Source organism: Streptomyces sp. NBRC 110028, from assembly GCF_001417735.1.
Classification (GTDB): Bacteria; Actinomycetota; Actinomycetes; order Streptomycetales; family Streptomycetaceae; genus Streptomyces.
The window spans coordinates 488,720-502,373 of the sequence record NZ_BBUZ01000023.1 but is presented as its reverse complement, the minus strand read 5'-3'; the positions used below and the strand labels follow the sequence as shown (position 1 = coordinate 502,373).

The following is a 13,654-nucleotide window of genomic DNA, read 5'->3' as shown; positions in this document are numbered from 1 at the left end:
AAGCCGTCCACGCCGGGGAGTGGTTCGCCCGGAGACCGGGCGCGAGGGCAGGACTTCCCCGGCTGCCAGCGGGTAACGTCGGGGCGTGCCCGCCGATCCTTCCCCGCGCACCGCCCCGATCCCGACGAGCCCGCCGAGTCCGCCAAGCCCGCAGAACCGGGGCCCGGGCACGAGCGCGGTCGAGGTCCGCCGGAGTTCGCGCCGGCGCAGGACCGTCTCCGCGTACCGCGAGGGCGACCGCACCATCGTCCTCATCCCCGCCCGGATGTCGGAAGCGGAGGAACAGCGCTGGGTCGGGGTCATGCTGGAGAAGCTCGCCGCGCAGGAGAGCAAGCGGATGCTGGGCGATACGGAGCTGGCGGCGCGCGCGGAGTGGCTGTCCGAGCAGTATCTGGGCGGCCGGGCCCGGCCCGCCTCGGTCCGCTGGGTCACCAACCAGAACACCCGCTGGGGGTCCTGCACCCCGGCCGAGGGCAGCATCCGGCTTTCCCACCGGCTCAAGGGCATGCCGGAGTACGTGGTGGACTACGTCCTCGTCCATGAGCTGGCCCATCTGCTGGTGCCCGGTCACGGCCGCCGCTTCTGGGAGCTTTTGGAGGCGTATCCGCGCACCGAGCGCGCCCGGGGCTATCTGGAGGGCGTGGTGGCCGCCGGGCGGCTGCCGCATCTGACGGGCGCCGAAACGGAATCCGGCTGAGGAACCGCACCGCGCTCCCCGGCGTCGTTCAGAGTCGGCGGCAGCGGCTAGCCTGGCGCGCAATGCACTCACCGGTTTCGGGATGGGGGACGGTCGTTACGTATGGCCAGGGAATTCCAGCGCGGCCACAAGGCCAAGATCAGCGATCTGACCGCCGGGAGGGATCTGTACGTCGGTGTGCAGATCGCCGGGCCGGGGCTGTCCTTCGACATCAGCTGCTTCGGCCTCGACGCGGACGAACGACTGTCGGACGACCGCTACTTCATCTTCTTCAATCAGCCCAAATCACCTGAAGAAGCGATACAGCAGCTCGGCGCGCAGGCCGGTGACACCGAGTCGTTCCGGGTCACGCTCGACAGCATTCCGCCGACCATCCAGAAGCTCTCCTTCACCGCGACCCTCGACGGCGCGGGCCAGATGTCGCAGATCGGACCCGGCTACATCCGGATCGTCGCGGGCGGCGAGGAGGTGGCCCGGTACTCCTTCAACGGGACGGAGTTCAGCACCGAGCGCGCGGTGATGCTGGGCGACTTCTACCTCAAGGACGTCTGGCGCTTCGCCGCCGTCGGCCAGGGCTTCGACGGTGGACTCGAGGCGCTGCTCAAGAACTTCGGCGGCGAGGTCGCCGAGGAGGAGCCCGCGCCCGCGCCGGCGCCCGCGCAGGGTGGTGTGCCCGGTTTCGCGCCGCCCGGCCAGGCGGCCCCCGCCCCGGGTTTCGCGGCCCCGCCCGTCCCGCAGCCGCAGCAGCCCGCACCCGCCCCGGCCCCCGGCTTCGGCGCGCCCCAGGGCACCCCGCCCCAAGGCACCCCGCCCCAAGGCACCCCGCCGCAGGGCACGCCTCAGCAGCCCCCGGCCCCGCAGCCCGCGCCGGGCGCACCGCAGGTGCACGCGGCGCCCACGCTCGCCGCGCCGATCGTGCCGCCGGGTCAGGCGCCGCCACCCGGCCCGGTGCCGCCTCCGGGCCCGCCCGGCCAGCCGTACCCCGGCCAGCAGCCGCAGTTCGGCCAGACGCCGGGCCAGACGCCGCCCGCCCCGTACGGCCAGCCCCACGGCATGGCCGCACCCCAGGGCGGGGCGCCCGGGGTGCAGGCCGCGCTCGCCGAATACCGCGAGTCGGCCACCGGCCAGCGCTGGACGCCGCAGAACCCGCGGATGATGCGGGTCGACCTCGGCGTCGACGGTCAGCCGGTGCTCGCCCGCCAGGGCAGCATGGTGCTCTACCAGGGGAAGGTCGACTTCAGCTACAAGGGCGCGGGTGTCCGCGGCCGGATCGTCGGCAACGCGACCGGCCAGGAGATGCAGCTGATGCGCTGCACCGGCCAGGGCCAGGTCTTCCTCGCGGAGAACGCCGCCGAGCTGCACCCGATCGAGCTGCAGGGCGACGCGATCTGCGTCTCCGCCGAGAACGTGCTCGCGTTCGACGAGTCGCTGCAGCACGAGGTGCGCCGGATCGAGGGCCACGGCATCCCTGGCGGCGCGCTGTTCACGATGCAGTTCCAGGGCAACGGCACGGTCGTGGTGAAGACCCAGGGCACTCCGGTGGTGCTCCCCGTCACCCCGACGACCTTCGCCGACAGCAACGCCATCGTGGCCTGGTCCGCCGGTTCCCAGGTGATCATCTCCAGCCAGGTGCGGCTGCGCCGCAGCGCCTATCCCGGCCACAGCGGGGAGACCGTGAACCTCCAGTTCCGCGGTGCGCCCGGCAACTTCATCGTCGTCCAGCCCTACGAGGTCTGAGGGAGCCCGTCATGGACCAGCAAATGATCTCGGGCTTCGCAGCCACCCCGGTCGCGGCCCGCATGGAGAACCACGGCAGCAGCATGCTCAAGGTCGCCATGCAAAGCGGCCAGGACCTCTTCGCCCGCACCGGTTCGATGGTGGCGTACGAGGGCTTCGTGCAGTACGAGCCGAACCCGCCCGCGGTGCGCCAGATGGCCTCCCAGTGGCTGACCGGCGAGGGCGCGCCGCTCATGCGGTGCAGCGGCGACGGGCTGCTCTATCTCGCCGACTACGGGGCGAACATCGTCTGCATCAATCTCAACGGCGACGCGCTCTCCGTCAACGGCACCAATCTGCTCGCCTTCGACGCCCACCTCCAGTGGGGTGTCGAACGGGTCAAGGGCATCGCCAAGTTCGCCGGGCAGGGCCTGTTCAACGTGGGCGTCTCCGGCACCGGATGGGTCGCCCTGACCTCCCGCGGCACCCCCATCGTCGTCGACTGCGGCCGCGGCGAGGACGAGACCTATGTGGACCCGGACGCGCTCGTCGCCTGGTCCAGCGGTCTGAAGGTCAAGGGCAAGCGCAGCTTCAAGGCGTCGTCCCTGATCGGCCGGGGCAGCGGCGAGGCCTACCAGCTCGGCTTCTCCGGGCAGGGCTTCGTCGTCGTACAGCCCAGCGAGGACAGCACCGACCGGCTCCGGGCCCGGGGCTGAGGGGGAGAAGGACACATGCAGAGCCCGCTTTTCGGCTTCACCGAGACCCAGAGCGAGGACCGTTACGCGCTGCAGAACCGCAAGATGCTGCGGGTCGCGCTCAACGGCCATGAGGACGTACTCGCCCGCAAGGGCAGCATGGTCGCCTATCAGGGGCTGATCGAGTTCGACGGCGAGTACCAGAGCGCCGGGCAGCGGCGCGCCCGCGCCCGCACCGGCGAGGGCCTGGATCTGATGCGCTGCTCCGGGCAGGGCACGGTCTACCTCGCCAACCTCGCCCAGCACGTCCATGTGATGGACGTGGACCACGACGGTCTGACGGTCGACAGCGCGTACGTGCTGGCGCTGGACTCCACGCTGCACTGGGAGTCGATCGCGGTGGACAGCCAGTTCGGCATCACCGGTTCCGGCAAGTACAACCTCAACATCTCCGGCCGGGGCAAGGTCGCGCTGATGACCTCGGGTCAGCCGCTGATGCTCCAGGTGACGCCGGACAAGTACGTCAACGCCGACGCGGACGCGATCGTCGCGTGGTCCAGTTCGCTGCGCGTCCAGATGCAGGCGCAGACGCATTCCTCGGGGGTGTGGCGCCGCCGCGGCAGCACCGGTGAGGGCTGGGAGCTGAGCTTCCTGGGCCAGGGTTACGCCCTCGTGCAGCCGAGCGAGCTGCTGCCGCCGCAGAACGCGGTGATCGGCGGCGGCGCGGCCGCCCAGTTCGGCATGGGCCAGCAGGGGGCCCGCGGGCAGAACCAGGGCAACATCTTCAGCAACTGACGGCCGCCGGACGCTCCCCCGGTCATCCGGTCCGTGCCCGCGCGCTCCTCAGACCAGCGCGCGGGTACGAGCCACCAGGTGGCGCACCGACGCGTCGGCCACGTCCGCCACCTCGTCGTATCCGAACCAGCGCAGGTCCAGTGACTCGTCGCTGATCGCCGCCACCGCGTCCGGCGGGGCCACCGCCGCGTACTGCACGTCCAGATGCCAGGCGCACGGCGTGTGGTGCCGGTCGAGCCGCACCGGCCCGCCCGGCAGCAGGGTCAGCCCCGCGATGCCCGACTCCTCGGTGGCCTCCCGCAGCGCCGCGTCCGCCAGCGTGGCGTCCCCCGGCTCGCAGTGGCCGCCCATCTGGAGCCACATCCGCAGCTTGCGGTGGAGCGTGAGCAGGACGCGCTCCCGCGGCGGGTCGATCACCAGCGCGCTCGCCGTGAGATGCCCGTCGCCGCACGCCTTCCACATGCCGTCGGGATACGCGGCCAGATGGTCGCCGTAGGCCTGCCGCAGCCGCTCCTGGTCGGCGTCGGGCGCGGGCCACTGCTCGAGGACCCGCGCCGCGTCCTTATGGAGGCTCACTTCTCGCCGTCGCCCCGCTCGTCATCCTTACGGTCGCCGGACGCACGGTCGCCGGAAGCGCTGCCGCCGGAGCCCTCCGTACGGTCCTCACCGCCCGCCGCCTCTCCGAGCATCTTGTCCAGCTCGGAGAAGTCCAGCTGCTCGCGGTGGACGAAGCCGTCCGGGTCGTCGAGGTCGTGGGCCGTCGGCAGCATGTCCGGGTGCTCCCACAGCGCGTCGCGGCCGTCCACGCCGCGCGCGTCGGTGAGCGACGCCCACAGTCGCGAGGCGTCCCGCAGCCGGCGCGGCCGCAGCTCCAGGCCGATCAGCGTGGCGAAGGTCTGCTCGGCGGGCCCGCCGCTCGCCCGGCGGCGCCGCAGCGTCTCGCGCAGGGCGTCCGCGGACGGCAGATGGGGCTTGGCGGCGGCGTGCACCACCGCGTCCACCCAGCCCTCGACCAGCGCGAGCGCGGTCTCCAGCCGGGCCAGCGCGGCCTTCTGCTCCGGGGTGTCCTCCGGCTGGAACATGCCCTGCTGGAGTGCTTCCTGCAGCTGCTCGGGGTGGGTCGGGTCGAGCTGGCCGACCGCGTCCTCCAGCTTCGCCGTGTCCACCTTGATGCCCCGGGCGTATCCCTCGACGGCACCGAACAGGTGCGAGCGCAGCCACGGCACATGCGAGAACAGCCGCTGGTGGGCCGCCTCGCGCAGCGCCAGATACAGCCGCACCTCGTCCTTGGGGACGCCGAGGCCGGAGCCCAGCGCCGCGATGTTGACCGGCAGCAGCGCCGCCTTGCCCGCCGGGCCCAGCGGAAGCCCGATGTCGGTCGAGCCGACCACCTCACCGGCCAGCACGCCCAGCGCCTGCCCGATCTGGGTGCCGAACATCGCGCCACCCATCGAACGCATCATCCCGAGCAGCGGGCCGGCCATGGCCTGCATCTCCTCGGGCAGGACGTCGCCCATGGCGGCGCCGACCCGCTCGGCGACCGGGTCGACCAGGTCCTTCCAGACCGGCAGCGTCGCCTCGACCCACTCGGCGCGGCTCCACGCGACGGCGGTCCCCGAGCCCGAGGGCAGCGACGTGGCCCCGTCGAGCCACAGGTCCGCCAGCCGCACGGCCTCCTGGGCCGCGGCGCGGTCGGCGGGGCCGACGCTCTCGTCCTTGGTGCCGTCGGCGGTGCCGCGTGCGACGGTCTGCCGCGCGATGTCCTTGGCCATGTCCCAGTTCACCGGGCCGCCCTCGTACGAGAGCATCTGCCCGAGCTGCTGGAAGGCGGCGCCCAGGTCGCCCGGGTTGAGCGAGCCGAACATCGCAGCGAACGGATTGTCCGCGCCGCCTGCTCCGCCCGGGCCGCCCGCCCCGCCGCCGAACCCCAAGGGATTCGCGGGGCCCTGCTCGTCGCCCTGGCCGCCCTTCTTCTTACCGTCGTCGCCGTCCTCCGGCTCCTCCGGCGGAAGGCCGAATCCGAATGGGGTGTCACTCACGGGGTTCCTCGGCTCGTTGGGCCACCGGCCACTGGCCGGCGGCGGATGCCCGACATCACCACCCAGCCTAGACACCTCGCCGGTTTCCGGGCTCAGTGCTTCGCTGATCGCCGCGCTGCGGCAGGATGGGCGTTACCTGGTACGTACGTGTGCACGCGCCGCGTACTGAAGACAACCGCTGGAGACGCCCGGTGAGTTCCCCAGACCGAGAAGTTCGCGCTGCGCGAAACGATACGGCCCGTACCGCACGGCGACCCGTCGTGGCGGTCACCGGTGCCGCCTCGGGCCCCGGCGCCCTGCTCACGCAGCGGCTCGCGGAGTCCGAAGAGATCAAACAGGTGCTGGCCCTCGACGAGCGGCGCGGCGAGGTGACCGAGGCGCAGTGGCATGTGCTGGACGTGCGCGATCCGGTCATCGCCGAGAAGCTGCGCGGCGTCGATGTCGTCGTGCATCTCGCCGTCGACCTGGATCTGGGCACCGACCCCGCCGCGCGCACCGCCTACAACGTGCGCGGCACCCAGACCGTGCTGACCGCGGCCGCGGCCGCCGGAGTGCGCCGGGTGGTGCTGTGCACCTCCGCGATGGTCTACGGCGCGCTCGCCGACAACGACGTTCCGCTCGCCGAGGACGCGGAGCTGCGGGCCACCGCCGAGGCCACCGGCGTCGGTGACCTGCTGGAGATCGAACGGCTGGGGGAGCGCGCGCCCCGGGCACATCCGGGGCTGAACGTGACCGTCGTGCGCCCCGCGGTCCTGGTCGGCGGCACGGACACCGCGCTCACCCGCTACTTCGAGTCGCCGCGGCTGCTGGTGGTCGCCGGATCCCGTCCCACCTGGCAGTTCTGCCATATGGAAGACCTGGTCAGCGCGCTGGAGTACGCCGCGCTGGAGAAGGTCGAGGGGGAGCTGGCGGTCGGCTGCGACGGCTGGCTGGAGCAGGACGAGGTCGAGGAGCTGTCCGGAATCCGGCGTATGGAGCTGCCGTCGGCGGTCGCCCTCGGCGCCGCCTCCCGGCTGCACCGGCTGGGCCTGACGCCGTCCCCGGCCGGGGACCTCACGTACACGATGCACCCCTGGGCGGTCAGCGGCAGCCGGCTGCACGCGGCGGGCTGGCGGCCCCGGTGGACCAACGAGGAGGTGCTGGCCGAGCTGCTGGAGGAGGTCGCCGGGCGGCATACGGTCGCCGGGCGGCGGCTGGGCCGCAAGGACGCCACCACGCTGGGCGCGGCGGGCGCGACCGTCGCCCTGGTGGGCACCGCCGCGATCGTGCGCCGCGCCCGCAAGGCGCGCCGCCGCGCCTAAGGGCTGTCCCGTCATCCCCGGCGGGCTCCCGACGCCGGCTACGGCCACTCGCCGCGTTGTCGGGATCGCCCGAGTACGACCGGTACGAGGGCACCCCTCCGCCTTGCGATTGACCGCGTCCGACGCCGCTCGCCGATCCATTGGGATGACGGGACAGCCCTTGGCCAGGCGCTCCTGGGCGCGATCCGGTAGTCCACCACCACGGGACGGCATACGGCACGATGGACCACATGGCACATACGCACGATCATCCTGGCGAGGGCGCGGCAGCCGACCCCATCCGCCTGCTCGCGGTCCGCGAGACCCCGCTGTCGGTGGACGAGGTGTTCGGGGCGGTCGGCGACGCCGCGGCGGGCGGTACGGCGCTCTTCGTGGGCACCGTGCGCAACCACGACGGGGGCGCGGACGTGGGTGCCCTCGGGTACTCCGCCCATCCGAGCGCCGAGGCCGAGCTGCGGCGGGTGGCCGAGAAGGTCGCGGCCGACTTCCCGGTGCGCGCGCTGGCCGCCGTGCACCGGGTCGGCGATCTGGTGATCGGCGACCTGGCCGTCGTCGTGGCGGTCTCCTGTCCGCACCGCGCGGAGGCGTTCGCCGCCTGCCGCCGACTGATCGACGACCTCAAGAGCGAGGTCCCGATCTGGAAGCACCAGACGTTCGCGGACGGTACCGAGGAATGGGTGGGCGCGTAGCGCCTCGTTGAGGGGTGGTGGTCGGGCGACGGGAGGGCGGGTGGGGGCGTAGCGCCTCGTTGAGGGGTGGTGGTCGGGCGACGGGAGGGCGGGTGGGCGCGTAGCGCCTCGTTGAGGGGTGGTGGTCGGGCGACGGGAGGGCGGGTGGGCGCGTAGCGCCTCGTTGAGGGCGGGTGGGATCTGGAGGGCACGCGAAACTGACAGTGCTCGGCGGGCCGGTATAACAGTTACGCCATGGAGTCCACTCGGAATGGTGTACTCCACTTGCGTAACCCCCACCCTGCCGTGAGCGTTGACCTCGCGGAGGATTAATCTGCTCATCTGTCAGTCGCGGTGCTTATCAGGGGTCGGGAGGCCGCTATGGGAGCGCTTCTCTGGTTGCTCATTCCCGTTCTCGCGGCGATAGCCGCCATGCTCTATGCCGGTTGGGCAGCGCGCAACAACCGCAAGACCGTGGGGGACGTCGAGGAACTGGCCGGATATACGCGGTTCCGAGAGGCGATGGAACGCACGCGCACGGATACGGACGCGGCCGCCTGAGGTCCGGCCCCTCGTACGGACGGCCCCGGGAGTGGGCTGCCGTACGCGTCCCGTACTGTCGTTCCATGCCACGCCGCACCGCGACGATGCTCGCCTCCCTGCTGATGCTGATCGCGCTGCTGTGCGCCGGTGTGCTGATCCCGGTGCCGTACGCGGAGATGTCACCGGGGCCGACGTACAACACGCTGGGCGAACACAACGGCGAGTGCGTGCTGCAGATCTCCGGCCACAAGGGCTGTGAGACCACCGGGGGCCACCTCAATATGACGACGGTCCGGGTCACCGGATCCGAGTACCGGATGAATCTGGTGGAGGCCGTCTACGGCTGGCTCTCCCACGACAATGTGGTGGTGCCGCACGACACCCTCTACCCGGACGACAAAACTCCGGACGAGGTGAACCAGCAGAACGCGGAGGAATTCAGCCAGTCCCAGGAGAGCGCCAAGGTCGCGGCGCTCAGGGTGCTGCACAAGAAGGTCTCCTCCCAGGTGATCGTGGGCGCCGTGGTGAAGGGCAGCCCGTCCCAGGGCACGCTGCACGCGGGCGATGTGATCAAGTCGGTGGACGGCACCGCCGTGCGCGAGCCCGACGACGTCGCCAAGCTGGTGACCAAGCACAAGCCCGGCGAGCAGGTGGCCTTCTCGATCGTCCCGGCCAAGGTGGCCGTGGCCGCGGAGAAGAGCGGCAAGCGGCCCACTGAGGAGAAGCGGATCGCGATCACCACCAAGAAGGCCGGGGGCCGGGCCATCGTCGGCATCCAGGCCGGGATCGACTACACCTTCCCGTTCAAGATCGACATCAAGCTGGCCGACGTCGGCGGGCCGAGCGCCGGTCTGATGTTCGCTCTCGGCATCGTGGACCGGGTGTCCAAGGAGGGCGACCTGACCGGCGGGAAGTTCATCGCGGGCACCGGCACCATCGACGACAAGGGCGTCGTGGGGCCGATCGGCGGGATCGAGATGAAGACGATCGGCGCCCGCGAGGCCGGTGCCCAGTTCTTCCTCACCCCCAAGGAGAACTGCGCGGCGGCGGCCAAGGACGTGCCGGACGGCCTGCGGCTGGTGAAGGTGCACACCATCGACGACGCGATGAAGGCCCTCAAGAAGATCCGCTCGGGGGACACCGCAGGTCTGCCCCGCTGCGCCGCGAGCTGAGTGGCCCGCACGGCACAAGAAGGCGCCCCGCGAAGCACGGCACGGGGCGGTACGACGTGAGGCGGCCGCCGGACACCTGGTCCGGCGGCCGCCTCACGTCCGGGACGGCCCGGCGTCAGTCGGTGGCGAAGGTGGCGGCCAGCGCGTCGGCGAGACCCGGCACCAGTCCGGCCCCGGTCAGCACCTCCGTCGTGGCGTCCTTCTCGCGCAGCCGCACCGCCGACTCGCGCTTCCCGTCCCGCAGCACGGCGACCGTCATGCGGACCTCCTGGCGCTCCGGGTGCTCCGCGACCCAGGCCGCCAGCCGGGTGTCGTCCAGGTCCTTCGGTACGGAGGACTCGGCGGACGGCGGCAGCATCAGCCGCTCCACGGTCATGGCGCAGCCGATCACGGCGTCGGGCCAGGCGATGGTGGCCAGGAATTCGTCGAGCGGGGCATGGGAGGGCAGCTCGTCCTGCTCGATGGGGGTGAGGGACGCCGCGGGCTCGTCACCGGCCTCGTCGAGCCCGAGCTGGCCGGCCAGCTCGGGCTCCTGGGCGCGCAGCTGGGCGGTGTCGACGAGGGCGAAGAGCCGGGCGGGCTGATCCCAGCCGAGCCCGGCGGCGTACTCGTCGATTTCCAGGACGGCGCGGGTGAGCGGATTCGCGGCAAGAGGGCCGGTACCGGGGGTTGCGTTGGACATGCTTCATATCGTGCCCTGATCGGACCCGGAATCGGGAACTGAGTAAAGCCTGAGTAAGTTGCATCAGGTGGGCCCTCCTGTCCGGGCCCGTACAGAGCCCGTACAGACAACACAGACAACAGCGAACTTCGAGGTGCGCACCTTGGCTTTCCAGATGCCGGACCGCGGCGGAGGCCCCACGGGACCGCGGATCAGAGTCGGCCGGCCGTCCCGGCGCGTCCGGACCCTGTTCATGACCCTGGGTGTGCTGGCTGTGCTGGCCATGCTCTTCGTCATGTTCGCGGGATTTTGGACGGATTGGCTCTGGTATCGCTCGCTTCATTACTCATCGGTCTTCAGCACCACCCTGCGGACGAAGATCGGGCTGTTCTTCGTCTTCGGCCTGCTGATGTCCACGGCCGTCGGGGTCAACATCTGGCTGGCGCACCGGCTGCGGCCGCCGCTGAGCGCGATGTCGATGGAGCAGCAGAGCCTCGACCGGTACCGGATGGGCATCGCCCCGTTCAAGAAGTGGGTGCTGCTCGCGGTCACCGCGCTGGTCGGGCTGGTCGCCGGGGCCTCCGCGGCCGGTCAGTGGCGGCTGTGGCTGCTGTGGATCAACAGCGTGCCCTTCGGCCAGAAGGACGCGGAGTTCCACAAGGACGTGTCCTTCTTCGCCTTCGACCTGCCCTGGTACCGCTTCCTGCTGAGCTTCGGCTTCGCGGCCACGGTGCTCTCCCTGATCGCCGCCGCCCTGGTGCACTACCTCTACGGGGGCCTGCGCGTCACCAGCCCGGGGGCCCGGGCGACCGGCGCGGCCACCGGCCATCTGTCGGTGCTGGTGGGCGTCTTCGTGGCGCTGAAGGCGGTGGCGTACTGGCTGGACCGGTACGGCCTGGCGGTGAAGTCCAGTGACTTCAAGGCGACGGACAACTGGACCGGTCTGCGCTACGTCGACGCCAACGCCTATCTGCCCGCCAAGACGATCCTCTTCTGCATCGCGGTCATCTGCGCGCTGCTGTTCTTCGCGACGCTGTGGCGGCGCACCTGGCAGCTTCCGGTGATCGGCTTCGGGCTGATGGTGCTGTCGGCGATCCTGATCGGCGGGCTCTACCCGGCGATCGTGCAGAAGTTCCAGGTCCAGCCGAACGAGCAGGCCAAGGAGTCGCCGTACATCAAGAAGAACATCGAGGCCACGCGCAAGGCGTACGGCATCGACGACTCCAAGGTGGCGGACTACACCGGCAAGACCGACGACAAGGGCGGCGCCGCGCTGCGGCAGACCGCCGACTCGACGGCCAGCTACCGGCTGATCGACCCGAGCGTGGTCTCGCCGACCTTCCAGCAGCTCCAGCAGAAGCGTAAGTACTACCAGTTCCCGTCGACCCTGGACGTCGACCGCTACAAGGACGCCGACGGCAAGGACCAGGACACCGTCGTCGGTGTGCGCGAGCTGAACCTCGCCGGTGTGCCCAAGCGGAACTGGATCAACGACCACTTCACCTACACCCACGGCTACGGCATGATCGCGGCCAAGGGCACCACCCCGGACCCCGAGGCGGACCAGCAGGGCGCCCCGGACTTCACCGAGGCCGGGCTGCCCACCAGCGGTGAAGGGGTGGGCTCCGGGCGCTACCGCCAGCAGGTCTACTACGGCGAGAAGACCAACCAGTACTCGATAGTGGGCGGCCCGCAGAAGGAGCTGGACTACGAGGACAACGGCGAGAAGACCACCAGCTACAAGGGCAAGAGCGGGGTCAGCCTCTCCAACCCGGTCAACCGCGCCGCCTACGCGGTGGCGTTCGCCGAGCCGCAGATCCTCTACTCCGGCGCCATCGGCGAGGGTTCGCGCATCCTGTACAACCGCACGCCCAAGGAGCGCGTCGAGAAGGTCGCCCCGTGGCTGACCATCGACGGGGACGCCTACCCGGCGGTGGTCGACGGCCGCATCAAGTGGGTCGTGGACGCCTACACCACCACCAACGGCTATCCGTACGCGTCGCGGACCACCCTGGGCGACAGCACGGCCGACTCGCTGAGCGGCCAGGACCGTTCGGTGGTCGCCCAGCAGAACAAGGTCAACTACATCCGGAACTCGGTGAAGGCGACCGTCGACGCGTACGACGGATCCGTCAACCTCTACGAGTGGGACACCAAGGACCCGGTGCTCAAGACCTGGGAGAAGGCGTTCCCGGGCACGGTCAAGCCGAAGAGCGCCATCAGCGGCCAGCTGAAGGAGCATCTGCGGTATCCGCAGGACCTGTTCAAGGTCCAGCGCGAGCTGCTGACCCGCTACCACGTCACCGACCCGCAGCAGTTCTACAGCGGCAGTGACGCCTGGCAGGTGCCGGACGACCCGACCCGCAAGGACGGCAGCGCGGTCCCGCCGTACTACCTGAGCATGAAGATGCCGGACCAGCAGAAGCAGGCCTTCTCGCTGACGACGACCTTCACCCCCAACGGGCGGCCCACGCTCGGGGCGTTCATGTCCGTCGATGCCGATGCCAAGAGCAAGGACTACGGCACGATAAGGATGCTGAAGGTCACCAATGACGTACCCGGTCCACAGCAGGTGCAGAGCAAGCTGAACGGCACCCCCGAAGTGGCCGAGTTCGTGCGGAACCTCCGGGGCACCGATTCGGACATCGAGTACGGCAACCTGCTGACGGTGCCGTTCAACGGGGGCTTCCTCTACATCGAGCCGGTGTACGCGCGCGGCGGCAACTCCAACTACCCGCTGCTGAAGAAGGTGGGCGTCTCCTACAACGGCAACGAGCCCGCCTTCAAGAACACCCTGCCCGAGGCGCTGGACGCCGTCTTCGGGGAGGAGGCATCCGACGGGCAGCAGCCGCCGGACGACAGCACCGGGAAGCCGAGCGCCGACCCCACGGTGCAGGAGGCGCTGAAGGACGCCCAGACGGCCTGGGAGGACAGCCAGAAGGCGCTGGAGCAGAAGCCGCAGGACTGGGACGCGTACGGCAGGGCCCAGGAGGACCTCAAGGACGCGTTGGACAAGGCGGCCAAGGCGGAGCAGAAGGCCGCCGACAAGCAGGCCGGCAAGCAGAACCAGCCGCGGAGCCAGAGCGGCGACAACAAGGCCGGCTGACGCCCCCGACCAGGGGAAACGGCCGAGAAGAGGGTGCCCCGCGCCGTGGTACGGTAGTGACACGACGGCGCGGGGTGGAGCAGCTCGGTAGCTCGCTGGGCTCATAACCCAGAGGTCGCAGGTTCAAATCCTGTCCCCGCTACTGACAGACAAGGCCCGGATCCGCAAGGATCCGGGCCTTGTTGTGTGTCTACTCAACGATTCGGGATACAAGCGTTTGGGTTGTCTCTCTGTGGGCAAGTCGACAAAACGCTGAAGTGA

The 13,654-nt window shown here is 70.5% G+C and carries 12 protein-coding genes and 1 tRNA gene; 10 read left to right on the top strand and 3 right to left on the bottom strand.

All coding sequences use genetic code 11. From position 1 onward, the window contains the following. Positions 1 to 85: 85 nt before the first annotated feature. The 4 genes from ASC60_RS07345 to ASC60_RS07330 all read left to right on the top strand — a co-directional run bounded on the left by ASC60_RS07345 (position 86) and on the right by ASC60_RS07330 (position 3,903). Positions 86 to 697, top strand: a complete 612-nt coding sequence (locus tag ASC60_RS07345) for a M48 family metallopeptidase (RefSeq protein ID WP_055548000.1) — start codon at positions 86 to 88, stop codon at positions 695 to 697. 102 nt (positions 698 to 799) lie between these two features. Beyond that, complete coding sequence (locus tag ASC60_RS07340) at positions 800 to 2,434, top strand: TerD family protein (protein WP_055547998.1); 1,635 nt, start codon at positions 800 to 802, stop codon at positions 2,432 to 2,434. An 11-nt stretch (positions 2,435 to 2,445) separates the two neighbouring features. Further along, a complete protein-coding gene (locus ASC60_RS07335; protein ID WP_055547996.1) occupies positions 2,446 to 3,129 on the top strand; it encodes an AIM24 family protein in 684 nt (227 codons plus the stop codon). 15 nt (positions 3,130 to 3,144) lie between these two features. Further along, on the top strand, positions 3,145 to 3,903 hold the full coding sequence (locus ASC60_RS07330) for an AIM24 family protein (protein WP_055547993.1): 759 nt from the start codon (positions 3,145 to 3,147) through the stop codon (positions 3,901 to 3,903). A 48-nt stretch (positions 3,904 to 3,951) separates the two neighbouring features. Here ASC60_RS07330 and ASC60_RS07325 read toward each other — a convergent pair whose 3' ends face one another. Beyond that, positions 3,952 to 4,479, bottom strand: a complete 528-nt coding sequence (locus ASC60_RS07325) for an NUDIX hydrolase (RefSeq protein ID WP_055547991.1) — start codon at positions 4,477 to 4,479, stop codon at positions 3,952 to 3,954. Further along, on the bottom strand, positions 4,476 to 5,942 hold the full coding sequence (locus ASC60_RS07320; protein ID WP_055547989.1) for a zinc-dependent metalloprotease: 1,467 nt from the start codon (positions 5,940 to 5,942) through the stop codon (positions 4,476 to 4,478). The genes ASC60_RS07325 and ASC60_RS07320 overlap by 4 nt, the downstream gene beginning before the upstream one ends. A 191-nt stretch (positions 5,943 to 6,133) precedes the next feature. Here ASC60_RS07320 and ASC60_RS07315 point away from each other — a divergent pair, with 191 nt between their 5' ends. The 4 genes from ASC60_RS07315 to ASC60_RS07300 all read left to right on the top strand — a co-directional run bounded on the left by ASC60_RS07315 (position 6,134) and on the right by ASC60_RS07300 (position 9,626). Further along, positions 6,134 to 7,243, top strand: coding sequence for an NAD-dependent epimerase/dehydratase family protein (locus ASC60_RS07315; protein ID WP_055547987.1), 1,110 nt, complete (start codon positions 6,134 to 6,136; stop codon positions 7,241 to 7,243). 230 nt (positions 7,244 to 7,473) lie between these two features. Further along, on the top strand, positions 7,474 to 7,932 hold the full coding sequence (locus tag ASC60_RS07310; RefSeq protein WP_055548751.1) for a molybdenum cofactor biosynthesis protein MoaE: 459 nt from the start codon (positions 7,474 to 7,476) through the stop codon (positions 7,930 to 7,932). A 360-nt stretch (positions 7,933 to 8,292) separates the two neighbouring features. After that, entirely contained in the window at positions 8,293 to 8,472 is a 180-nt protein-coding gene (locus ASC60_RS07305; RefSeq protein WP_055548749.1) for a hypothetical protein, read from the top strand. 65 nt (positions 8,473 to 8,537) lie between these two features. Further along, on the top strand, positions 8,538 to 9,626 hold the full coding sequence (locus ASC60_RS07300) for a PDZ domain-containing protein (RefSeq protein WP_055547985.1): 1,089 nt from the start codon (positions 8,538 to 8,540) through the stop codon (positions 9,624 to 9,626). A 115-nt stretch (positions 9,627 to 9,741) separates the two neighbouring features. On the opposite strand, the gene ASC60_RS07295 is transcribed toward ASC60_RS07300, so the two are convergent. Next, complete coding sequence (locus ASC60_RS07295) at positions 9,742 to 10,308, bottom strand: PPA1309 family protein (protein WP_055547983.1); 567 nt, start codon at positions 10,306 to 10,308, stop codon at positions 9,742 to 9,744. Between the two features lie 154 nt (positions 10,309 to 10,462). On the opposite strand from ASC60_RS07295, the gene ASC60_RS07290 reads away from it, so the two are divergent. Together ASC60_RS07290 and ASC60_RS07285 are read left to right on the top strand one after the other, a co-directional pair. Continuing rightward, positions 10,463 to 13,393, top strand: a complete 2,931-nt coding sequence (locus ASC60_RS07290; protein ID WP_055547982.1) for a UPF0182 family protein — start codon at positions 10,463 to 10,465, stop codon at positions 13,391 to 13,393. Positions 13,394 to 13,461: 68 nt separating this feature from the next. Beyond that, positions 13,462 to 13,535: transfer RNA gene (locus tag ASC60_RS07285), tRNA-Met, on the top strand. Positions 13,536 to 13,654: the final 119 nt, after the last annotated feature.